We start from the raw sequence: 21,392 nt of genomic DNA, 5'->3' as shown, positions 1-21,392 counted from the left end.
CAATTTCTCCTTAGCTTTCCGATGAATCACTGTCTGTGTCCTTTGATGTGTCATCAGACTTCTGAGCATAATCATCAAAAAGATGGTTTTTAACTTTGAGCCAGAGTATCCTCTCAACGCTCTTATCTATTCTTGCTTCGCTTATCTTTCCGTCCTCTACAGCTTTCAGCACCGAGTCGTAAGCTTCGTCCAGGTCATAGGGCATCAGTATAATGTCAGCACCCGCGATGATGGCATTTACAGCAATTTCGCGCTTGACGTAGTTTTCTGTAATGCATTTGGCGGACATTGCATCTGTTATAACAACGCCTCTGAATTTCAGCTCATCTCTTATCTTGCCCTAGATTATCTGCTGTGACATCGAAGCGGGAAGACCGTCGTCACTGACTTCCGGCAGCATTATGTGCCCCACCATCAGCATATCTGTCTTTTCAAGTGCTTCAGTAAATGCAAGACCGTCGTCTTCCATTATCTCGTCCCAGGACATATCATTTACAGGAACATTGTTCTTATTGGTCACTGCATCACCGTATCCGGGGAAGTGCTTTACCGCCGACATAACTCCCGCTTCATGCAGACCCTCTATCTCAGCCACTGCCATGTCTGATACCATCATCGGGTCAGCTGCAAAACTGCTGGCTTTAACTTCTTCATCGTCTTCCGAAACATCAGCGATTGGAGCAAAATCAATGTTTATGCCGTAGCCCGCCAGATATTTTCCGATGGCTTTGCCGACTTTCTTGGCGTTTGCTGCTGTGGCAGTTTTACCGACTTCGTTCATATTGCCGAAGAGCGGCACATCGAAATTCATGTTGTTGGCGATAGGCGCCAGCTCACCGCCCAGTTCTTCAATACCTATAAACAAAGGATAATCCGAATTCGCTTGAAGATCGGAAGTCAGTTTTATCAACTTGTCTTCGTCCATGATGTTCTTTTCCATCAGGGCAACTCCGCCAACATGGTACTTTTCAAGGGCATCGATCATCATATCGTCAACATAGGTAACGCCGCCGATACTGTCGTCATTTACGACCTTGTTTTCGTATCCTGTTTCCAGAGCGTCAGCCCTTACAAAGAAAAGCTGTCCTATCTTTTCTTCGAGAGTCATATTCTCGACGGTCACTTTAACGAAATTTTCCGGATCATCCTCTATTGAGTATTCTGCGTTATCGCTGACCGAGCTTTCCTCGTCAGTTGAGAACATTTCATCAACAAGGCTTCTACGCGAAGAATTCTGATCCTCATTTGTTCTTTCGACCGTCTTGGGATCCGGTCTGCCGAAATTGCCGCACGATGCCATTGATATTGTTATTAGTAGTGCCAGTGCTGCAGCGAACGATTTTTTCATAAATTCACCTTAATAATCTATTCAAGACCGGTTGTTTCATCAATGCCCAGCATGATGTTCATATTCTGCATAGCAGCGCCGCTTGCGCCCTTGCCGAGATTGTCGAATCTCGAACACAGAAGTATCTGGTCATCGTTTCCGCAAACAAATATCTGCATATTGTTGGTATCAGCCAGAGTATTTGCAGCCAGGAAACCGTCAGCCAGTGTCTCAGTACCGCCAAGTTCCATAACTTTCACAAAATGCTGACCAGCATAGTGTGCAGTCATTATCTCGTGTATCTCAGCGGGAGTGTACTTTTTTGTCAGGCATCTTGTCACAAGAGGCACGCTCACTACCATACCGCTGTAATAGTCATCAACGATAGGATTGAACATAGGAGCATACTTCATGCCGCATATCTTCTGCATCTCAGGGATATGCTTGTGCTGCTGACCAAGAGCATACTGTCTGGGGGAGTTCATCTCAAAGGTCTTGTCAGCGCTCTCGATTACGTTGATCATCTTGTTGCCAGCACCGCTGTAACCTGATACCGCATGGCAGGTTACAGGATAATCCTCGGGCAGAACACCTGCCTGAATCAGAGGATATACCAGAGATATGAAACCGCTGGCATAGCAGCCCGGGTTAGCTACTCTCTTGGACTTACGTATGTTCTCCCTGTGCTTTTCCGAAAGCTCGGGGAAACCATAATCCCATGCAGGATCGGTTCTGTGTGCGGTAGAAGCATCGATTATCCTTGTCTCGGGATTTGTACACAGCGCTACAGCTTCCTTTGCAGCAGCATCGGGCAGGCAGAGAAATACTATATCCGCGCTGTTTATCATCTTGGCACGCTCTGCGCTGTCCTTACGCTTTTCCTCATCTATCAGCAGTATCTCGATATCGTCGCGCCTGCCAAGTCTTTCGTATATCTTAAGACCTGTAGTTCCTGCTTTACCATCTATAAAAACCTTGAATTTATTGCTCATAACGTTACACTTCCCAAAAGATCATTTCTTGTTTTTTTTGATATTATTATCATCTATTATCGAAGAATAAGGTTTGTCCTCACCGAGTTTTTTCAAGCGTCTGTTTTCACGGTAAGCTTTTACAGCTTCCTTGTCCGCAAAACATCCGCCCAGTCCGCATCCGAATAGCAGACAGAGTATGGTGAGGATAAGCATATTCGGGATTATCGCCCTGTAAGTACCCCATGCCGCGTACATAATAACATCAACTAATATGACTGCAACAGGGAAGTACCACATAACTCCGTGGCTTTTGCAAAGTCTGAAAAACATTACCAGACAACCTGTAGGATATATAAACCCGAAAGCCAGCATAAGGGTCAGTATGCTTGGTATAACTTTGTCCACCAGAATAACCAGCCCTATTCCGAAGACCAGCCACAGCAGAAAAACTGCCGCTGCGCTGAGCTCCTCGCTCTGCCTTATCTTATTAAATCCTTTCACGTACATACGCAATCTGTGCCTTTACCGATTCAGGTGCAGGTCCGCCTGCAGCCTTTCTCTGCATAACGCAGGTGTCAAGGCTTATTGCCTCATAAACGTCTTCGTCAAAATTCTCTGTGAGCTTCTTGTACTCTTCCATAGGCAGAGTTTCAAGAGTGCAGCCCAGCTCGATGCAGGTGTGTACCAGAGTACCTGTTATCTTGTAAGCATCTCTGAAAGGCATACCCTTCTTTACCAGATAATCTGCGCAGTCGGTAGCATTTATGAAACCTCTTGCAGCAGCATTTCTCATGTTATCTTTAAGAACAGTCATGGTATCCAGCATTGGTATGAATGTTTTCAGGCAAAGCTTAACGGTATCCACAGCATCAAAGATAGCTTCCTTGTCCTCCTGCATATCCTTGTTGTATGCAAGGGGAGTGCCCTTCATCATTACCAGCAGAGTGTTCAGGTCGCCGTAAACTCTTCCTGTCTTACCTCTGATAAGCTCGGTAACATCGGGGTTTTTCTTCTGGGGCATTATGGAAGAACCTGTTGCATAAGCGTCGTCAAGCTCAACGAACTTGAACTCCCATGAACACCAGAGTATTATCTCCTCCGAGAATCTTGAAAGATGCATCATCAGCATGGATATAGCCGAAGCCAGTTCAATGCAGAAATCTCTGTCCGAAACGCCGTCCAGTGAATTCTGAGTTATCTCGTCAAATCCCAGCAGGTCGCATACTCTCTGTCTGTTGATAGGATAAGTGGTTGAAGCCAGCGCACCACTGCCCAAAGGCATAATGTTGAGTCTCTTCTTGCAGTCCTCAAGTCTGCCCAGGTCTCTCAGCAGCATATTTGCATAAGCCATCAGATGATGCGCGAAAGTGATGGGCTGTGCCCTCTGTAAATGAGTATATCCGGGCATTACCGTGGTCAGGTGCTTTTCAGCCATATTGAGTATAGTCTGCTCCAGTTCCTTTACCAGCGCGATTATCTCGTCAGCCTCAACTTTCAGATTCATTCTTATATCCAGCGCTACCTGATCGTTTCTCGATCTCGCAGTGTGTAGTCTCTTGCCTGTGTCGCCAAGTCTTGAAGTCAGCTCAGCTTCCACGAACATATGGATATCTTCGGCAGTAGGGTCAAATTCAAGCTTGCCGCTTTCGATATCAGCAAGTATGCCCTTAAGACCCTCGATTATCTTCTTGCTCTCTTCGATATCGATTATACCGCATTCACCCAGCATAGTAGCGTGTGCGATAGAACCCTCGATATCCTGCTTGTACATTCTGTGGTCAAATGAGATAGATGAATTAAAATCGTTGACCCTCTCGTCTACCTCTTTAGTGAAACGTCCTGCCCACATTTTTCCAGCCATTTTACTTACCGTCCTTTTTATTTATTCATTCATAAGTTCTTCTGCTGTCTCAACGGCACTAGCGACCATCTTCGGGCAGAATTCCGTAAACATACCTTTTTCGCGAGCCTCAGCCTGCTGCTTCGGGTCTGAAAGATCATATCCGAGAAGCTCTCTGCAAAGAAATGAGCCATTCTTTTCCTTGAATCTTCTCAAAAATACCGAAGTAACAGCATTGTTCTTTTCTTTGCTGCCGATATCATCGGCTTTGAAAAATCTGTATTTCAGACCGATAGCCATCAGCGCTCCCGTGCAAGCACCGCAGACTTCACCGTTCCTCATACCGCCGCCGAAACTGCCGCTGACACTGAGAGCGAGTTCATCGCTCATGCCAAGTTCTTCTGCAAAAGCACCAAGAACAGCCTGAGAACAATGAAATCCCTGACTGAAAAGACTCAAAGCCTTGTCTTTGTGTGTCATGATACTTCTCCTTATTTATAATGATCATTTAGTCTGCTTATACAGACCGTCCTGCACAGGGCAGTCTGTATAAACAGGCATGGGCAAAATAACCCGAACCAAGGAGTTATTCTGCCCGAACACCTGCTAGCGTCCGCCAAACGGACGATCAATCCTTATCGTGCTGTTCCAGAAGCTTCTGGATGTCGATGCCGTTGATCTTCAGACCATCTATCTTGCAGTCGCTGATCTCAACACCTGTGAGGTCACAATGTATGAACTGAGAATTCTTCAGATCAGGATTCTTGAATTCAACATTGTTCATGATAGAACAGCCAAAACGTGAACCGCTTATGTTAACGCCAAGGAAACGGGAATTTACCATGTACATATCGGTGAATCTGGTGTTCTGCATACTGATGTTGTCAAAGATGGTGTCATCCATGTTGACATCTTCAAAATTTGAGCCTTTCAGATTAACATTGGTAAAAGTCGCACCGCCCAGATTAACGTCCTCGAAAGACGAATTGGGAAGATTATCGTAGGATATCTCTACTTTTTTGTCGAAGCCCGGTTCAAAGTAAGAATTCTTGTCTGACATACTATGACCTCCTAATAATAGATTTTTTACGGCGTAAGATTACTTATTGTTTCTCTTCTGCTCCAGCTTAGCGCGTACCTTGATAGGCAGACCGAACAGATTGATGAAGCCTGCGGAATCAGCCTGATTGTAAACATCATCCTCATCGAATGTAGCAACTTCCTCATCATACAGGGTGTAAGGAGAAGTAACGCCTGCATTGATAACGTTGCCCTTGTACAGCTTCAGCTTAACATCACCGGTAACATTCTTCTGTGTTTCGGTAACGAATGCGCTCAGAGCCTCTCTCAGAGGTGTGAACCACTGACCGTTGTAAACTATATCAGCGAACTTGATGCCGATGTAGCTCTTCATTCTAGCGGTCTCCTTGTCGATAGTGATGGTCTCCAGTATCTCGTGAGCCTTGTACAGGATAGTTCCGCCGGGAGTCTCGTATACGCCTCTGGACTTCATACCAACCAGTCTGTTCTCAACAAGGTCAGCCAGACCGATACCGTTAGCGCCGCCCAGTTCGTTCAGCTTTGCAACGAGATCCTTGCCGCCCATCTTTACGCCGTCAACAGCGGTGGGGATACCCTTTTCAAAGTGGATAGTAACATAAGTGGGCTTGTCGGGTGCCTGTATGGGAGATACACCCAGCTCCAGGAAACCGGGCTTCTCGTACTGAGGCTCGTTTGCGGGATCCTCAAGATCCAGACCCTCGTGAGAAAGGTGCCACAGGTTCTTATCCTTGGAGTAGTTGGTCTCTCTGTTTATCTTCAGAGGAATGTTGTGTGCCTCGGCATAATCGATCTCCTGATCTCTGGACTTGATATCCCAGATTCTCCAGGGAGCGATGATCTGCATATCGGGTGCAAATGCCTTGATAGCCAGCTCGAATCTTACCTGATCGTTGCCCTTACCTGTGCAGCCGTGGCAGATAGCGTCAGCGCCTTCCTTGATAGCGATCTCAGCAATTCTCTTTGCGATGATAGGTCTAGCAAAGGAAGTACCCAGCAGGTACTGATTCTCGTATACAGCGCCAGCCTGTACGGTGGGATAAACGTAATCAGTGATGAACTCTTCTGTCAGATCCTCGATGTAAAGCTTGGAAGCGCCTGTCTTGATAGCCTTCTCCTCCAGGCCGTCAAGCTCTGTGCCCTGTCCAACGTCGCCGGAAACTGCGATAACTTCACAGTTATTGTAGTTTTCCTTCAGCCACGGGATGATGATAGAAGTATCAAGTCCGCCCGAGTAAGCGAGTACAACTTTTTTGATTTCTTTAGCCATGATGTATTCCTCCAAAAATAAAAATTCAGGCATAAGGTGAATAGTATGTCAAACAATAATCATATTATACACCATTATTCGGATTTGTCAAGGGGTTTTACGCATAAAATTACACGAATATGCAAATTTTTGATGAATATTACGTATAAAATACAATAATATGCAGAATATCATGCATATTATGAAAAATCCTCAACACTGCATACAGATATCCCACGACAAAAACGCCCTACATATAGACTATTATAACACCAATTCTGTAAAAAAGCAATTACAAAACGGTTGCATTTTCATAAAATATGGAGTATAATAGTATCATGCTTGTATAAGCATAAATCTTACGCGAAAGGCGGAATGGAAAATGAGCATACTTACTGAGAAATACGGTTTTAAAGAGGTAGACCCCTCGGAACTGCATACAATGGGTTTTGATCCTTATAAGAAGATAGATAAGGACTGGTTCCTTGTTACCGCAGGTAACGAGAACGGCTGGAACACCATGACAGCTTCATGGGGCTTTGCAGGCATAATGTGGGGCAAGCAGACCTTCACCACCGTTATCAGACCCCAGAGATATACCAAGGAATTTCTTGACAAGGAGAATACCTTTACAATTAGTTTTTTTGATGAATCCGAGAGGAAAGCACTGGCCTTCTGCGGTTCTCACAGCGGCAGAGATTGCGATAAATCCGCCGAAACAGGGCTGGTTCCCGTTGTAGCAGACTGCTCCGTCACTTTTGAGCAGGCAAAGCTGGTTTTCGTATGTGAAAAAGCATACGTACAGTCAATGACTCCCGATAGCTTCATCAACAAAGATCTCATCGAAGCAAACTATGCAACAGGTGACTACCACGTGCAGTACATCGGCATAATCAAAAAGGTATATGTCAAGTGATTTTCTTGACATATAATCATTGAACGACAAGTTGGCTTGCTTGACCGGATCACTGTAATTTCTATCACTTTTCTGTCAGCAAAATTTTTTCTGTTATACGAATTTACCTATTGAAAAAATCGAAAAATTATGGTATAATTATGTTGCGGTAAAATTAATACCGCAGAAAGAAATATATATTTTCAGAACAGGAAAGGAGTTGATCTGTTTATGGCTACCACTTACATCATCGTTTGGGCAGTGGCTTTCGTATTCTTTGTGATCGTTGAGATCGCAAACGGCGCAGGATTGCTTAGCATCTGGTTCGCACTGGGCGCACTTGCGGCTATGTTCTGTGCTATCGCGAAGCTTTCATTCGTGTCGCAGTTTGCTGTGTTCGTTATCGCTTCGATAGTATTCCTTATAGCGACACGTCCTCTTGCAAAAAAGGTCAGAATGACCGCTGTTCCCACAAACTTTGAACTTGATGTCGGTAAGACAGCGCAGGTCATCGAGAGCATCGACAACAGCCTGAATAAAGGCAGGGTCAGACTGGACGGCACTGACTGGTCAGCTGTTTCCGAGGACGGGAGCACAATAGAGAAAGGCGCTACCGTAAGCGTAGTCGAGGTCTCAGGCGCAAAACTTGTTGTAACACAAAAGAATTGAATTCGGAGGTAAAGAAGAAATGAGTCCATTATTGATCGTACTGATACTTATCGCATTTATCGTGTTGGTTATAATCTCCAACATAAAGATAGTACCCCAGGCATATGTTTATGTCGTTGAAAGATTCGGTACATTCCACGCAGCATGGGGCACAGGTCTCCACGTTAAAGTTCCTTTTATCGACAGAGTTGCAAAGAAAGTATCCATCAAGGAGCAGGTAGTTGACTTCAAACCCCAGTCCGTTATCACCAAGGATAACGTTACCATGCAGATAGATACCGTCGTATTCTTCCAGATAACCAATGCTATGCAATTCACATACGGCGTTGAAAGACCTATCTCCGCTATCGAGAACCTCACCGCTACCACCCTGAGAAATATCGTCGGCGACCTGGATCTGGAAGCAACACTTACTTCCAGAGATATCATCAACACACGTATAACTGCTATACTCGATGAAGCTACCGACAGATGGGGCATCAAGGTTCAGCGTGTCGAGCTGAAGAACATCATCCCTCCCAGAGAGATCCAGGATGCAATGGAAAAGCAGATGAAGGCTGACCGCGAAAGACGTGAAAAAGTCATTCAGGCTGAGGCTGAAAAGAAGTCCCAGATACTCGTTGCAGAAGGTGAAAAGGAGTCCAAGATACTCCGCGCACAGGCTGACAAGGAATCTCAGATACTTGCCGCTGAGGCTGAAAAGCAGTCCATGATACTCCGTGCAGACGCTGTCAAGGAGCAGAAGATCCTGGAGGCAGAAGGTGAAGCGCAGGCTATCGACATGGTACAGCGCGCACTGGCTGACAGTATCGTTAAGCTGAATGCTGCTAATCCTAACGAAGCAGTTATCCAGCTCAAGAGCCTTGAAGCATTCAGCAAAGCAGCTGACGGCAAGGCAACCAAGATCATTATCCCAAGCGAGATTCAGAGTCTTGCAGGTCTTGCAACAGGTCTCAAGGAGATCGTTAAGGAAAACCAGTAATAATTTCAAGCCGCCTTCGGGCGGCTTTTTTGTGCATTCATACCCGTAAAGTAAAATAACTTGATGTAAATTTTCATCTGTTGTCTTTACATTTTTAAAATAATATGGTATGATATTTCGGGTGATAATTATGTTTACAGATGATATTTCAAAAGTCAGAGATCAGGATATGGAGATCAAGAACGCCGAATACGAGCGTGAGATCATTGCTTCCGAAGATATCAGTGGTTTTGAATTCTCCGAGGTAGTCTTCAAAGGCTGTCGCTTTATTCAGTGCGACCTAACCAAAGCCTGTTTCTATGGCTGTAAGTTCGATAAATGCGACCTTTCCAACTGCAAACTTGGTGACTGCTATTTTAAGGAATGTGAGTTCACGGGCTGTAAAGCAAACGGCGCAGAATTCGGAAGCGCTGTATTCAAGCAGTCTACGCTGAAAACAAGTTCCTTCACCTACGGACTTTTCTCCGAATCCACCTTCGATGCCTGCACCATCACCGACTGCGATATGTCGGGTGCGCTTCTTTCCCGAAGCGAATTTAAAAGAACGACCTTTAAAGATGTAAAGCTTGTCAGCGCTGAACTGTTCATGACAAAAATGCGTGGCACCGACTTCTCAAAATGTGATATATCGGGCATAGTCCTCTCCCGTGAACTTTCCGAACTCCGCGGCGTGACAGTAACATATGAACAGGCAGCTGACCTTGCAAAGCTGTTGGGATTAATTGTAAAGTGAGGTGTTACCATGCGCGGCAACGATAAAGAAATTCTCGTAAATATCTTCAATGACACTATTGAACAGTGCAGTAATAACAGCCTCCTGAAAGGTGCTTTCCAAAGCTCTGTTAATCGTCAGTATATTTTACTTGACAGTGAATCGATCGACCTTAAAGCCGAGCCTTACCTGACTCCGGCTAAAATATCCGTTACCCAAAAGCGTACCATAGAATCTGCTGAACAGTATAAAGACACCAAGGTATGCATACTGAATTTCGCATCCGCCAAAAATCCGGGCGGCGGTGTGGTAAACGGCGCAAAAGCTCAGGAAGAGTGCATATGCCGAATAACAACTCTCTTTCCATGTCTTTCGTCGTATAAGATAATGGAAGGCTTCTATATGCCCCACAGGACTATGTTCAGCGATCTTATCTATAACGATGATCTCATATTCACTCCAGATGTCTACTGCATCAAGACTGATACCGCATCACCTGTCCCAAGACCTGAAAAAGAGTGGTTCAAGGTAGATGTCATTACCTGTGCCTCTCCGAATCTCAGCGGCTACACCAGGATCTATGACGATACCCTCGCAAAGATACAGTATAAGCGCCTTGAAAGAGTTTTCATCACCGCCATAAATAACGGCGCTGAGACCTTTATCCTCGGTGCATTCGGCTGCGGTGCTTTCCGCAATCCCCCGAAAGTTGTGGCAAAGGTCATGAAAGATCTCACCGAAAAGTACCGATACTATTTCAAAAACATCGAATTCGCAGTATACTGTTCCCCTAAAAATCCCACAAATTACAATGTCTTCCGAGATACATTCGGAAAATGACAGCTTCAATTTAACATTCCGTGACCGCTTTACCAAATATGGCGGTCATTTTTTATACAAAAATTCAATTGATAATTTGTTCAAAATGGTATATAATCAAAGATATGATATATTCACTTTGTTATATTATCATAACATATTAATGATTTAAGGCTGTGATATAATGAAAAATTCGTCTACCTACAAAGCTACAGATATCATCGCAGGATTTGAATGCCGTCCCGGTATATATACCCTGAACGGCGCTTCTGCAATGCTCCATGCTGTTAATTTCACTATTCATTCCTCAAATGCCACAGGCTGTTCCGTAGTGCTTTTCAGGCGCGGCGAGACCGAGCCGTTTGCCATCATTCCTATCCCCGACAGCTACCGCATAGGCGATACATGGTCTATCATGATCTACGGTCTTGATATCTATGAGATCGAATACTGTTACCGCTTTTCGGGAGAATATGCCCCCGAAAAAGGTCTGCTTTTTGACGATAAAAAGAATATCCTCGACCCCTACGCAAGGGCTGTTACAGGACAGAGCGTCTGGGGCAAAAAAGCCCCGAGCGACGGCAGTTATCACGGCAGAGTAACCACTGATAAATTTGACTGGGGAAATTTCGTCAGCCATAATATACCTTTCAGCGACCTCGTTATCTACGAACTCCACGTAAGAGGATTCACCAACAGCCTGACTTCAGGTGTTCAGCACCCGGGTACGTTTGATGGTGTTATCGAGAAGATACCATACTTGAAAAAGCTGGGTGTCAACGCTATCGAACTTATGCCCGTCTTTGAATTTGACGAACTCTATGAGGAGCGTCACCACGAGGGCAATCTGCTGATGAATTACTGGGGCTACAACACAACTTGTTTCTTCGCTCCGAATACCAGCTATTCTTCAAAGGTCGAGTACAACCACGAGGGCGATGAGCTGAAAAATCTTATACGCACCTGTAATGAAAACGGCATACTTGTTTTCCTCGATGTTGTCTTCAACCATACATCCGAGGGCAACGAGGACGGCACAGTTTTCTCCTTCAAGGGCATAGACAACAGCGTCTACTATATGCTGACCCCCAACGGAAAGTATGTAAATTTCAGCGGATGCGGAAACACCATGAACTGCAATCACCCCATAGTTCAGCAGTTTATCATCGACTGCCTGCGCTACTGGGTCATAGAGTACCGCGTTGACGGTTTCCGCTTCGATCTTGCATCTATCCTTGGCAGAAGTGAGGACGGTACTCCCATGGAGAACCCGCCCCTTCTGAAAACCATCGCATATGACCCCATACTCAGCGGGTGTAAGCTTATAGCCGAAGCATGGGATGCAGGCGGACTTTATCAGGTCGGCAGCTTCCCCTCATGGAACAGATGGGCTGAATGGAACGGTCGTTTCCGTGATGACCTGCGTTGTTTCCTCAAAGGCGATAACGGCATGGCATGGGCTGCTATCCAGAGGATAACAGGTTCAGCCGACCTTTATCCCCCCGAACGCTGGCATAATGCTTCGGTAAACTTCCTCACCTGTCATGACGGCTTCACCATGTACGATCTCTACTCCTATAATACCAAGCACAACGAAGCCAACGGCTGGAACAATACCGACGGCGATAACAGTGTCACCAGCTGGAACTGTGGATTTGAGGGCGATACCGACGACCGCGAGGTAATTGGTCTGCGAATGAGAATGATAAAGAACGCTTTTGCAACACTGCTTTTCAGCAGGGGAGCAGTTATGTTCTACGCGGGCGATGAATTCTGCAACACCCAGTTCGGCAATAACAATGCATACTGTCAGGATAACGAAGTCTCATGGCTTGACTGGTCCAGGCTTAAAAAATTCCGCGAGATACATGATTTCGTCCGTGATATGATAGCTTTCCGCAAAAAGCATGAGGTCATAAGGCACGCCACCAACGAGGGAGCATTCGGTTTTCCCGATACCAGCATACACAATACCACCGCATGGAACAAAAACACAAACGACCACGACCACGTTATCGGCGTTATGTTCGCAGGCAAGGATAAAAAGGGCAATGACGATGCCGTGTTCATAGGCATCAACGCTTACTGGGAGGATTGTTCCATCGAACTTCCCGCTCTCCCCGAGGGTTACGACTGGAACGTTGATTTTTATACCTTTGTTCCCTACAAAAAGGGTACGGATTTCAATGCCCTTATCTACCGTAACGGCAATACATACAGCCTGAAACCCAGAAGCGTTATCGTCGCATCCGCAATAAAGAAACTTGGTCTTTACAGGTGATCTGATGGATATAAAAAAAGTCATCTCCGCCCCGGAGTACAGTTTTCTTAAAACCGACCCATTTCTTGGCAATCGCATTGCATTGCTGACTTTCGGCGGAAGCATATCCTATGGGCTTAACACTCCCGAATCTGATATTGATATCCGCGGCATAGTAATGCCCGAACCTTCCGATCTTCTGGGCTGCGGGTTTCTGAAAGATGAAAATTCCACCCAAAACGAACACTACATTTACGGCGCAAACGGATTTGAACAGTACATCGACCGTCCCACCGATACCACATTTTACGTCCTGGGCAAGATAGTTGCACTGTTCTATAAATGCAATCCCAACACCATCGAAATGCTTGGGTGCAGACCCGAACACTACGCCATGGTCAGCGACTATGGAAAACTCCTGCTGGATAATCGTGAGATATTCCTGAGCAAACTCGCCTACGGTTCATTTGCAGGCTATGCCAGAGGTCAGTTCCAGCGTCTGAAAAATGCCATCGGCAAGGATAACGGCTCAAACGTCTTCAAAAGCATATCCCTTGCCGATTCCATCGAGCGAATACAGCGCCATCTCGAAGAGGAGTGCAAGCACTATAAACGCGAATGCCTGAAAATGCACGTTACCGACCAAAGCGGTAATAAGATTACCGTAAACGGCACTCCCGTTGATGCCTACGATGTTGGCGTGCTTTTCAATGATACAATCACCGAGATTAAGGTAAACGGCAAGCCAATAACCGATGAAGAAGTACTGCTGTGCTTCTCTCTTGATATGGATATGCTCCCCGCAAATGAATTCAGCATTGTAGCCAACGAGATAACTTCCTGCGTCAAGGAATTTAATAAGCATCTGGGACACCGCAACCACAAAAAGGATACCTACCACCTGAATAAACACGCTATGCATCTGCTGAGACTTTATTTCATGGCTGAGGATATCCTATCCCGCGGCGAGATAATAACATACCGCGAAAAGGAACATGACCTTCTCATGAGCATCAAAACAGGGGAGTATTTCAACACTGAGCAGAACACCCTTTCATCCGAGTTCTTCGATATAGTAAACCAAATGGATAAAAAGCTCCTGACTGCTTATGAAAACAGCAAGCTCCCCGAAAGACCGGATAAAATAAAAGTCAGCCGACTTCTCACAGATATCCACATGAGATATCTCCGATCATCAAAATCTTAAGGAGGAAACAACCATGCCTTATTCCAAGGGCGATAAACGTGTCTCGGATTCCATCACCGAGATAACCAAGCTTATACAGTACCGTGATATCAACGGTGAAAACCGTCTTTTCGGCGGCAGACTGATGGAATGGATAGACGAAGCCGCAGGTGTAGCCGCCATGCGCCACTGCGGAGGAAATGCCGTCACGCTTATGGTGGACAGCCTGAAATTCAAGCACGCCGCGTTCATAAACGATATAGTCGTACTCATCGCAAAGGTCACTTACGTCGGCAAAACTTCAATGGAAGTCCGCGTTGATTCCTATGTTGAAGATAAAGGCTCAGGTATCCGCAGAGCCATAAACCACGCCTATCTCACCTGTGTACACGTAGATGAAAACGGCAGACCAAAGCCCATAGACTACGGTATAATTCCCGAGGGCATAACCGAACAGGCTGAATACGAAGGCGCCCGCAAGCGCATAGCTATCCGCAAACAAAGAACAGCCGAAGGCTACTAATACCAGAATATAAAAACAAATACCGCCTCAGCCCATGTAAAAGCCGAGGTGGTATTTGTTTTACATTTAAAAAGGGGATCGCGAAGATCACTTGCCCTGATCCGCGCCAACAGCCGACAGCTCAGAGGGTCCTGCCGGCTGAAAGCAAAAGATCGGGTGTTACTTTTGTATTTCATAAATTCCGCTTTATTTTCGGAATTTACTGATACCTTTAGGTTCTTTCGGCTGATTATACCAGAATATGCAGGCCTGTTTGTTGGTACGAACACCAACTTTCAGTGCCAGGGATGCCAAAGCTGTGCTGCACTTAACAATTGGTTTTTTCAAAGTTTTCATAGAATTCCACTCCTTTTAAAATAATATTTATAACCCCGACAACTGCGGCTGCAAATTACCAAACAGCCGCGCTTCCATACTGCCGGGAATTAATACCATAGCCTGTCCATATTCCGTCCGACTAAGACTTTATTTACGATCTCAGTTCAAGATCTATCCCTTTTGAATCAAGAATCATCTTTATGTTTTTCCTGTCCTTGGGGAACTGTGTCTTGACCAGAGTCATATTCTTAGACTGTATCTTTTTTAGTGTGCTTAAACTTATATTTGATGTCACTCTCAGCCTGTTGAGTGTATCATCGCTCATTCTTACGTGCTTTATACTCTTCCAGAAAGGCAGATCCTTTCTCTTTCCCGAAAATTTCAGCGTACTGCTGAAAAGCTTGTCATCTGAATAACGTCCTTCTTCGGGAGTGCTGTTAAGTATATGCTCTTCAAGATGCTCGAACATATCGTCCAGCTTTTTATTCACAAGTATTCTTCTCAGTATCCCGAGAGGTATCTTGTGCAGATATTCAATGTTAGTATCCGTATCGTCAACATTCAGCGAGGTGTAATAATAATCCCTCTCATAAATCAGTATCACAGAAAGTGAAAGTGCCTGATAGTCATAAGCGTCAAAATAAACGTGAACATAAACGCCGTTGTAAGTAAACCGATATTTCGTGAAAGTATCATCCGTATGATAACTCAGATCGTTGTAATCATTTATCAGTTTGTCTTTTACCATGTTTTTCATCCTATTTTCTCCTTAAGTTTGAATTTCTCGGCTATCATTGCCAAAGCTATCGTAAATACTCCCGATGCCGCATAAAAGCAGTAACGCACATCGATGATCAAAAATACTATGCAGAACACCGTCCATATACCCGCCCAAATTACTGATTTGTTCCTGAGTCTGATCTTCATATCATCATCAATAGGTTTGTTAGGGTGTTCCACAGGTGAAAGCATTATGATCAGTATGTTTGAAAGCATCAGCATTAACAATGAACTATAGAACATAGCCGTTACTGAAATATTCTTCTCGGCAAATATAAACACAAGCATCACCGATACCAATGTCATCGTGCAGCCAAGATGAGTATCAGCGTGATAACCTCCTGCATTTACCCGAAGTGTCAGGAAAGCAGTCAGATTCACAAGACAGGGAATAAAAGACTTTGTCAACAATGCGATTGCTATCGCAACAGCAAAGTTAACCACCGTCGACAGAAGCAGTTCCATGCCGTAGGAATATACTTCCTTGTCTTCCTCTTCGATTATCTTGTTGTCAACAAAAAAACACGCTGTACTTTTTGCAAGTCTGGTAATCATTTCATTTTCACCGCCTGCAATCAGTATAGCGTGTTTTATTCATTTTTTCAATTAGTTTTACATGAAGTACGATTAATCGTGCATGAAGTGCAGTTTAGTTAATATTTTATTATTATATCAGCCGAAAAGATTTCACATTCGCACTTAAAGGTGATTATTCCGTTAAGTTGTTCAACAGCTTTTTTGATGCTCTTAACTCCCAAACCATGAGCAGAAAGATCACTTTTCTCCGTCCTCAGATCATCTACGTCCACCTGATTCGAGGAGTTTGAAATACTTATATGCAGATTTCCATTTATCTGGCTTATCCTGATGCTGATAAATTTGTTGTCACCGCTGTACCGCTCGCATCCCTCGATGGCATTGTCCAACAGATTGGCAAATATCCTGCAAAGCAGAAGATCGTCAAGTTCTATCTTGTCGCTGACAGTTATCTGGGTAACATACTCGATATCATGCTTCAAAGCTTCCTGCCATTTCAGATTGACTATGGAGTCCACCGAGGAAATACCGGTATAGCATACACCGCTTGTTTCCGAAAGCTTGTCCTGCAAATCGTTCAGATGCTTTATTGCCTCGCTTGTAAGCCCTTTCTCAAACATATCGTTTGCTACCGCTATCTGGTTTTTAAAATCATGTCTAAGGGTGCGTATCTCGTTGTACTTGTCTTCGATAAGCTTGTAATTGTCCTCATCATTTTTCAACTGCTGTTCCATCAGTGCCATTTTCAGCTGATTGGCGTACACATCAAAAAAGTCGAATACAAAGAGATTCACCGCCAGCAGACCAACCGCCGATGATATAAAGATCACCGTGTCCTTTCTGTCAACTCTGTTTGGATCGAACATACAGTACAGTATAAATATGCTGAAAAATGGTGTGAGAAAGATAGCCATCCAGTTTCTGAGTGGGATCGAGCGGGTCTTGTTTTTAAGGTATTCAATGATATATACCGATATCCAGAACATGAATATCTTCGACAGTATCATTCCGATATACCGCCCTCTTCCTGAAGACAGCTGATCTATCGGAGTTCCCATATCAAGCATATATATCACCGTCATCGGCAGAAATTCCGACACCAGCGCAATAACAACAAACATCACTGAGTAAAACAATCGTTCTATCATACTGACGTTGAACCAGATATGGGAAGTCAGCACCAGTATAAGCAGAGTTGCTCCGAGATTCAGCAAAGGCACAGGCGTAAAGAATGATAGCGCCGAAAATACCGATATTGATATCACAGTCATCAGTGCTATGCCCCTGGAACCATGATAGTATCTCTCCTTGAATATGTTGTACAGAAAGAAAACTATTATCAGTGATTCCGCTGCATTGTTCAGCAGTTCAGCAATTATTTCCGTCCTGTTCATCAGATGCACCTGCTTTTTGTGTACTCAACAAAAGTATCGACGATCTCCTTGTAATGCTTTCGGCTTATGTAAAGATGTTCGCCGTTTTTCAAAAGCAGCCTGTCCTTTTCCACAAAATCGATGTTCGCCGCATTTACAAGATGGCTCTTGTCAGGCTTGGCAAAATACATTCCCTTGAAATTGTTCTCGTAGTCTTTCAGCTTGCCCGTTGTCCTGTGGCACTTATCCGCCAGATGGATTATGATCTCCCGAGAGTATACCTCTATGTAGTATATATCATCTATCATCAGTTTCTGCAGAACATCATTCAGATATATGGTTATGTACTTGAACTTTCTGCTGTATTCATCGATGGTGTCTTTTATCTGCTTTAGATATATAGGACGCGCCTGATCTTTCAGTATATATCGGAAAGCATTCACCTCGTAGCCCGAATATACGAACTTATCGTAATTTGTAAGAAATGCGAGTATAACATTGCGGTCTATGGAACGTATATATTCCGCAGTTTTAAGACCGTCCAGCTCTTTCATTTCAATGTCCATGAAGATAATATCAAACTCACCTCTGGTAAAATTTGAAATAATATCCTCACCACTGTTGAATGACCTGAAATGAAAGCCGCTGTTCTCTCCGTAGATCTCAGCAATGTCATTCAGCAGTGTATCAACATAGTTTTTTTCATCATCACAGATCGCGATATTAACCAAGGCTGTCACCTTCCTTTGCAGTACTCTGATATTTTAGTATATCATTCATTCTTACATTAATCAAGTATTGATATGATAATTTTCTTATCTTGTACATACTTTCGATGATATTTTCCGCGATAAATCTGTAACTCAGTCGAATGTCAATTTTTTGTGAACAAAAATTACGAGTCTGTACTCAAAATAACGCAGAAGAATTGACTATCTTATTCAAAAAAGCATGATATGAATAAAAAATATCTAAACTAATATAACTATATTAACAAATACGCATCTTGTGCGCATAAATCAGCACTTCGTGTGCAAACTGTTGAAATATAAATTTAATATGCTATACTTATATTAGTTCATCGGACAGATATCAAAACCTGAAACACTCATTATATGAAATACCGATATGTATGTATATGAGCTTGAGATCTATGTTTTCAGAGACGATGAGCAGACTCGTGTTCCTGGTACAGGCAAGGATATCTGTGTGGGACAGAGCGAAGAACTGGATGTGGGTCAGTACGGCATTGAAGAAGGCGAGCTGTTCACAGCGTATTGCAATGTCAAGCTGGGCAAAGATGTATACGGAAATAAGTGGGTCACATATGATCCTAACGTAAACAGAAGAGCAAATTATGAATCTACAGGCACTACGCTCAGCGATTCCTGCAACTTCCTTGGTACAACAGCGAGAGAGTAACAAACTCATATTTATATCCACGGTTTGACCGTGGACTAGCTCCATCGCAGAGGCCTATCCGCAAGGGTGGGCTTTTTGCATTTTGCTGCAGAAATCTCGTGTTCTCAGAAAAGTTGACTTCTCCCCGCGAATGTTGTATAATCAGTTATAACGAACGTTTCGCAATGATATGGAGATGAAAAAATGAAAAAAGCCTATTATGATGACTGCCCTGATTACCTTGCAGATTATCTCACATATATGCAGCTTGTAAAAGGCAGAGGTGACAGGACAGTTGAAGCCTACTACATCGACCTCAGGACATTCCTGCGCTATATGCGCATCCTTCATAATGAAGTTGATACAAACAAGATCCCATTTGAGGAAATTCCCATAGGGGGAGTGCCCTTTGAGTATGTCCGAAAACTCAGGCTTATAGATGCTTACGATTACCTGAAATGGCTGGCTGAAGACCGTGCAAATTCTCTGAAGACCCGCGCACGCAAGACCTCAGCATTAAAACAGTTTTACTCCTATCTTCACCTGAAAAAGAACCTTATCCCATCCGATCCACTAACTCAGCTGGAGATACCCAAACTTCCCAAAACTCTCCCCAAATATCTCTCCTTAGAGGACGCACAGCGCCTGCTTTCTTCCATAGAATCCGACCACTTCGAGCGGGATTACTGCATGATAACTCTGTTCCTGAATTGCGGTATGCGTCTGTCGGAGCTCTGCGGGTTAAATCTCAGCGATTTCAGTTTCGAGAGTGAAACTCTCCGACTTTTCGGTAAGGGTCAGAAAGAAAGGATAGTCTACATAAATCAAGCGTGTATCAGTGCCCTGAAAGCCTATCTGCCTATCCGTCTTTCTGTCCAGACTCAGGAGAAAGCTCTTTTCCTCTCCAACCGAAATACGCGAATTTCCCGCCGCCGCACTCAGGAGATAGTGGAAGAAAGCCTGAAAAAAGCGGGGCTGGGAAACCTCGGCATAACCACCCATAAACTCCGCCATACTGCCGCGACCCTGATGTATCAGTACGGCAACGTGGATACCTTGGTCATCAAGGATATCCTCGGTCACGAAAGCCTTGCCACCACTGAGATATACACTCACCTCAGCAACGAGAATCTCCGTCAGGCGGCAAACGCCAACCCTCTGGCGGGAAACAAAGCACCAAAGCATAAAAAGAAGACAGATAAGGAGGACAACGATGAGTGAAATAATCAGAAAAGATGTGAATGAACAATGGTGCCATTCTGGCATAATCAAAGCAGGGGATTACTGCTTCATAAACTACTGCGCAGGCAACGTAGGCGGTACTGTTGAAGAACAGATAAACGGCGCTTTCGATGAAATGGAAAAACGTCTCGCCCTTTTTGACCTTACTCTTGAAAACGTAGTACAGATGGACTGCCTTTTCCGCGATGTATGGAATATCCCCATAATGGAAAAAGTAATAAAAGAACGCTTCAACGGCAGATACCCCGTCCGCAAATCCATACAGACCGAGTTTGCCCACATCGGCGGAGAAAACGGCTTGCAGTTCCAGGCGGATGCCATCGCATACTGTGGCAAACCAGAAGATGCGAACGCATAGTTTGGAGGTAAAACATGAGTTTGGTAACTTTTGATGATATAAAAAATGATCCAGGTTTCAGAACAGTCAACGGAACACTTGAACATCAATTAGAAGATTGCAATTCAAGGATTATGAATGAAAGTATTACTTTTGGAGATAAGATCATAGAACTTGTCAAAAAATATGGCGAATTTTATATTGACAGAATAGAGCATGATTCCGGTGACAGATTACGTTTTTATTTTGAACCACTATTTAATCCAACTAAATACTGGTCTGAATTTGATCAATATGCAGTGTTTATAGGATCAATCATAAACTCTGATTGTAAATATTATAACGGAGATCCAAGTCCAATCGAGAGTGCATATCTTCTTAATGACGGCTGTTATTATAATCAGTCCAAAAAGAAAATAGCCGACAGTATTGAGGAGCTTTTTGATTATTTTATGAAGGTCGAATACGATTATCATGCTCCTATTTCTCAAAAAACTTACGATAGCCTTAAAAAATGTGGCTGGTATGAAGGCAGGAAAGTTGATATTTCCGGTCTGATTGAAGAGTGTGAAGAAAACGGCATAACCTTGACTGATAAACAGAAATCATTCTTTGAAGAATTTTCGGGAATTTCTAACAGATCTTATGACGGGTCGGAACCTGATATGTTCATTCTCTCGGAAGGAATATTTCAGGATATTGATGATTTTGAAAAAAAATGGATTTATGATCATTATGATGAAAATGCCGTATTTGTAGGGTATTGTTATCTCGAAGAAGGAACGATCTGGCTCACAAGTGATGGACAGATGTTACTGACCAACATATCTGGTATGCTTAACGATGAAAACTGGGTCAGCCCTATTGGCAGAACCATTATGAATGGATTCAATGTGCTGTTAAGCTGAT

At 44.0% G+C, this 21,392-nt stretch carries 23 protein-coding genes and 1 pseudogene; 12 read left to right on the top strand and 12 right to left on the bottom strand.

The window, feature by feature from the left end:
• Nucleotides 1-10 precede the first annotated feature (10 nt).
• The 7 genes and pseudogenes from BM265_RS02920 to BM265_RS02890 form a co-directional block, all read right to left on the bottom strand.
• Nucleotides 11-1,108 (bottom strand): annotated as a pseudogene (locus BM265_RS02920) (glycoside hydrolase family 3 protein).
• A gap of 257 nt (nucleotides 1,109-1,365) precedes the next feature.
• Entirely contained in the window at nucleotides 1,366-2,319 is a 954-nt protein-coding gene (gene argC, locus BM265_RS02915; RefSeq protein WP_074959971.1) for an N-acetyl-gamma-glutamyl-phosphate reductase, read from the bottom strand.
• A 21-nt stretch (nucleotides 2,320-2,340) separates the two neighbouring features.
• Complete coding sequence (locus BM265_RS02910; RefSeq protein ID WP_074959970.1) at nucleotides 2,341-2,808, bottom strand: hypothetical protein; 468 nt, start codon at nucleotides 2,806-2,808, stop codon at nucleotides 2,341-2,343.
• Complete coding sequence (argH, locus tag BM265_RS02905; RefSeq protein WP_074959969.1) at nucleotides 2,789-4,162, bottom strand: argininosuccinate lyase; 1,374 nt, start codon at nucleotides 4,160-4,162, stop codon at nucleotides 2,789-2,791. The genes BM265_RS02910 and argH overlap by 20 nt, the downstream gene beginning before the upstream one ends.
• Nucleotides 4,163-4,183: 21 nt before the next feature.
• Complete coding sequence (locus BM265_RS02900; RefSeq protein WP_074959968.1) at nucleotides 4,184-4,621, bottom strand: C-GCAxxG-C-C family protein; 438 nt, start codon at nucleotides 4,619-4,621, stop codon at nucleotides 4,184-4,186.
• A gap of 148 nt (nucleotides 4,622-4,769) precedes the next feature.
• Complete coding sequence (locus BM265_RS02895; protein ID WP_074828487.1) at nucleotides 4,770-5,201, bottom strand: pentapeptide repeat-containing protein; 432 nt, start codon at nucleotides 5,199-5,201, stop codon at nucleotides 4,770-4,772.
• A gap of 39 nt (nucleotides 5,202-5,240) precedes the next feature.
• Nucleotides 5,241-6,470 carry an argininosuccinate synthase gene (locus tag BM265_RS02890; protein WP_024856709.1) on the bottom strand — a complete coding sequence of 410 codons (1,230 nt, stop codon included), beginning with the start codon at nucleotides 6,468-6,470 and terminating at the stop codon, nucleotides 5,241-5,243.
• 361 nt (nucleotides 6,471-6,831) lie between these two features.
• Here BM265_RS02890 and BM265_RS02885 point away from each other — a divergent pair, with 361 nt between their 5' ends.
• The 8 genes from BM265_RS02885 to BM265_RS02850 all read left to right on the top strand — a co-directional run bounded on the left by BM265_RS02885 (nucleotide 6,832) and on the right by BM265_RS02850 (nucleotide 14,495).
• Nucleotides 6,832-7,365: a flavin reductase gene (locus BM265_RS02885; RefSeq protein ID WP_074959967.1), complete on the top strand. Its 534-nt coding sequence runs from the start codon at nucleotides 6,832-6,834 to the stop codon at nucleotides 7,363-7,365.
• Between the two features lie 210 nt (nucleotides 7,366-7,575).
• Entirely contained in the window at nucleotides 7,576-8,013 is a 438-nt protein-coding gene (locus tag BM265_RS02880; protein WP_074959966.1) for an NfeD family protein, read from the top strand.
• A 19-nt stretch (nucleotides 8,014-8,032) separates the two neighbouring features.
• Nucleotides 8,033-8,995 carry an SPFH domain-containing protein gene (locus BM265_RS02875; RefSeq protein ID WP_074828470.1) on the top strand — a complete coding sequence of 321 codons (963 nt, stop codon included), beginning with the start codon at nucleotides 8,033-8,035 and terminating at the stop codon, nucleotides 8,993-8,995.
• Between the two features lie 130 nt (nucleotides 8,996-9,125).
• Nucleotides 9,126-9,728 (top strand): pentapeptide repeat-containing protein, encoded by a 603-nt coding sequence (locus BM265_RS02870; RefSeq protein WP_074959965.1) that lies wholly within the window; start codon nucleotides 9,126-9,128, stop codon nucleotides 9,726-9,728.
• A 9-nt stretch (nucleotides 9,729-9,737) separates the two neighbouring features.
• Nucleotides 9,738-10,547, top strand: a complete 810-nt coding sequence (locus BM265_RS02865) for a TIGR02452 family protein (protein ID WP_074959964.1) — start codon at nucleotides 9,738-9,740, stop codon at nucleotides 10,545-10,547.
• Between the two features lie 163 nt (nucleotides 10,548-10,710).
• Nucleotides 10,711-12,807 carry a glycogen debranching protein gene (locus tag BM265_RS02860; protein ID WP_074959963.1) on the top strand — a complete coding sequence of 699 codons (2,097 nt, stop codon included), beginning with the start codon at nucleotides 10,711-10,713 and terminating at the stop codon, nucleotides 12,805-12,807.
• A 4-nt stretch (nucleotides 12,808-12,811) separates the two neighbouring features.
• Nucleotides 12,812-13,993: a DNA polymerase beta superfamily protein gene (locus tag BM265_RS02855; RefSeq protein ID WP_074959962.1), complete on the top strand. Its 1,182-nt coding sequence runs from the start codon at nucleotides 12,812-12,814 to the stop codon at nucleotides 13,991-13,993.
• 13 nt (nucleotides 13,994-14,006) lie between these two features.
• The gene (locus BM265_RS02850; protein ID WP_074959961.1) at nucleotides 14,007-14,495 is read left to right on the top strand and encodes an acyl-CoA thioesterase; all 489 of its coding nucleotides are present in this window, start codon (nucleotides 14,007-14,009) and stop codon (nucleotides 14,493-14,495) included.
• Nucleotides 14,496-14,681: 186 nt separating this feature from the next.
• Here the strand turns inward: BM265_RS02850 and BM265_RS02845 are convergent, their stop codons facing one another.
• The 5 genes from BM265_RS02845 to BM265_RS02825 form a co-directional block, all read right to left on the bottom strand.
• Nucleotides 14,682-14,831 carry a cyclic lactone autoinducer peptide gene (locus tag BM265_RS02845; RefSeq protein WP_074959960.1) on the bottom strand — a complete coding sequence of 50 codons (150 nt, stop codon included), beginning with the start codon at nucleotides 14,829-14,831 and terminating at the stop codon, nucleotides 14,682-14,684.
• A gap of 133 nt (nucleotides 14,832-14,964) precedes the next feature.
• Nucleotides 14,965-15,570, bottom strand: a complete 606-nt coding sequence (locus tag BM265_RS02840; protein ID WP_074959959.1) for a hypothetical protein — start codon at nucleotides 15,568-15,570, stop codon at nucleotides 14,965-14,967.
• On the bottom strand, nucleotides 15,567-16,148 hold the full coding sequence (locus BM265_RS02835) for an accessory gene regulator ArgB-like protein (protein WP_074959958.1): 582 nt from the start codon (nucleotides 16,146-16,148) through the stop codon (nucleotides 15,567-15,569). Before BM265_RS02835 ends, BM265_RS02840 begins: the two co-directional genes overlap by 4 nt.
• 98 nt (nucleotides 16,149-16,246) lie before the next feature.
• A complete protein-coding gene (locus BM265_RS02830; RefSeq protein WP_074959957.1) occupies nucleotides 16,247-17,524 on the bottom strand; it encodes a sensor histidine kinase in 1,278 nt (425 codons plus the stop codon).
• Entirely contained in the window at nucleotides 17,524-18,234 is a 711-nt protein-coding gene (locus tag BM265_RS02825; protein ID WP_074959956.1) for a LytR/AlgR family response regulator transcription factor, read from the bottom strand. The genes BM265_RS02830 and BM265_RS02825 overlap by 1 nt, the downstream gene beginning before the upstream one ends.
• 397 nt (nucleotides 18,235-18,631) lie before the next feature.
• Here BM265_RS02825 and BM265_RS02820 point away from each other — a divergent pair, with 397 nt between their 5' ends.
• The 4 genes from BM265_RS02820 to BM265_RS02805 all read left to right on the top strand — a co-directional run bounded on the left by BM265_RS02820 (nucleotide 18,632) and on the right by BM265_RS02805 (nucleotide 21,391).
• A complete protein-coding gene (locus BM265_RS02820) occupies nucleotides 18,632-18,925 on the top strand; it encodes a hypothetical protein (RefSeq protein ID WP_074959955.1) in 294 nt (97 codons plus the stop codon).
• A 183-nt stretch (nucleotides 18,926-19,108) separates the two neighbouring features.
• Nucleotides 19,109-20,125 (top strand): tyrosine recombinase XerC, encoded by a 1,017-nt coding sequence (locus BM265_RS02815; protein WP_074959954.1) that lies wholly within the window; start codon nucleotides 19,109-19,111, stop codon nucleotides 20,123-20,125.
• Entirely contained in the window at nucleotides 20,118-20,504 is a 387-nt protein-coding gene (locus BM265_RS02810; protein WP_074959953.1) for a RidA family protein, read from the top strand. Before BM265_RS02815 ends, BM265_RS02810 begins: the two co-directional genes overlap by 8 nt.
• Nucleotides 20,505-20,518: 14 nt before the next feature.
• Complete coding sequence (locus tag BM265_RS02805; RefSeq protein ID WP_074959952.1) at nucleotides 20,519-21,391, top strand: SUKH-3 domain-containing protein; 873 nt, start codon at nucleotides 20,519-20,521, stop codon at nucleotides 21,389-21,391.
• Nucleotide 21,392 lies beyond the last annotated feature (1 nt).

Source organism: Hominimerdicola alba (assembly GCF_900112155.1).
Classification (GTDB): Bacteria; Bacillota; Clostridia; order Oscillospirales; family Ruminococcaceae; genus Hominimerdicola; species Hominimerdicola alba_D.
The sequence above is the reverse complement of the archived record's forward strand: the minus strand, read 5'-3'. Positions and strand labels throughout refer to the sequence as shown.

What these genes read in the sequence shown, in the direction of transcription:
- argC (WP_074959971.1), bottom strand. Translation starts at nt 2,319, where the DNA reads ATGAGCAATAAATTCAAGGTTTTTATAGATGGTAAAGCAGGAACTACA.
- BM265_RS02910 (WP_074959970.1), bottom strand. Translation starts at nt 2,808, where the DNA reads ATGTACGTGAAAGGATTTAATAAGATAAGGCAGAGCGAGGAGCTCAGC.
- argH (WP_074959969.1), bottom strand. Translation starts at nt 4,162, where the DNA reads ATGGCTGGAAAAATGTGGGCAGGACGTTTCACTAAAGAGGTAGACGAG.
- BM265_RS02900 (WP_074959968.1), bottom strand. Translation starts at nt 4,621, where the DNA reads ATGACACACAAAGACAAGGCTTTGAGTCTTTTCAGTCAGGGATTTCAT.
- BM265_RS02895 (WP_074828487.1), bottom strand. Translation starts at nt 5,201, where the DNA reads ATGTCAGACAAGAATTCTTACTTTGAACCGGGCTTCGACAAAAAAGTA.
- BM265_RS02890 (WP_024856709.1), bottom strand. Translation starts at nt 6,470, where the DNA reads ATGGCTAAAGAAATCAAAAAAGTTGTACTCGCTTACTCGGGCGGACTT.
- BM265_RS02885 (WP_074959967.1), top strand. Translation starts at nt 6,832, where the DNA reads ATGAGCATACTTACTGAGAAATACGGTTTTAAAGAGGTAGACCCCTCG.
- BM265_RS02880 (WP_074959966.1), top strand. Translation starts at nt 7,576, where the DNA reads ATGGCTACCACTTACATCATCGTTTGGGCAGTGGCTTTCGTATTCTTT.
- BM265_RS02875 (WP_074828470.1), top strand. Translation starts at nt 8,033, where the DNA reads ATGAGTCCATTATTGATCGTACTGATACTTATCGCATTTATCGTGTTG.
- BM265_RS02870 (WP_074959965.1), top strand. Translation starts at nt 9,126, where the DNA reads ATGTTTACAGATGATATTTCAAAAGTCAGAGATCAGGATATGGAGATC.
- BM265_RS02865 (WP_074959964.1), top strand. Translation starts at nt 9,738, where the DNA reads ATGCGCGGCAACGATAAAGAAATTCTCGTAAATATCTTCAATGACACT.
- BM265_RS02860 (WP_074959963.1), top strand. Translation starts at nt 10,711, where the DNA reads ATGAAAAATTCGTCTACCTACAAAGCTACAGATATCATCGCAGGATTT.
- BM265_RS02855 (WP_074959962.1), top strand. Translation starts at nt 12,812, where the DNA reads ATGGATATAAAAAAAGTCATCTCCGCCCCGGAGTACAGTTTTCTTAAA.
- BM265_RS02850 (WP_074959961.1), top strand. Translation starts at nt 14,007, where the DNA reads ATGCCTTATTCCAAGGGCGATAAACGTGTCTCGGATTCCATCACCGAG.
- BM265_RS02845 (WP_074959960.1), bottom strand. Translation starts at nt 14,831, where the DNA reads ATGAAAACTTTGAAAAAACCAATTGTTAAGTGCAGCACAGCTTTGGCA.
- BM265_RS02840 (WP_074959959.1), bottom strand. Translation starts at nt 15,570, where the DNA reads ATGAAAAACATGGTAAAAGACAAACTGATAAATGATTACAACGATCTG.
- BM265_RS02835 (WP_074959958.1), bottom strand. Translation starts at nt 16,148, where the DNA reads ATGATTACCAGACTTGCAAAAAGTACAGCGTGTTTTTTTGTTGACAAC.
- BM265_RS02830 (WP_074959957.1), bottom strand. Translation starts at nt 17,524, where the DNA reads ATGAACAGGACGGAAATAATTGCTGAACTGCTGAACAATGCAGCGGAA.
- BM265_RS02820 (WP_074959955.1), top strand. Translation starts at nt 18,632, where the DNA reads ATGTATGTATATGAGCTTGAGATCTATGTTTTCAGAGACGATGAGCAG.
- BM265_RS02815 (WP_074959954.1), top strand. Translation starts at nt 19,109, where the DNA reads ATGAAAAAAGCCTATTATGATGACTGCCCTGATTACCTTGCAGATTAT.
- BM265_RS02810 (WP_074959953.1), top strand. Translation starts at nt 20,118, where the DNA reads ATGAGTGAAATAATCAGAAAAGATGTGAATGAACAATGGTGCCATTCT.
- BM265_RS02805 (WP_074959952.1), top strand. Translation starts at nt 20,519, where the DNA reads ATGAGTTTGGTAACTTTTGATGATATAAAAAATGATCCAGGTTTCAGA.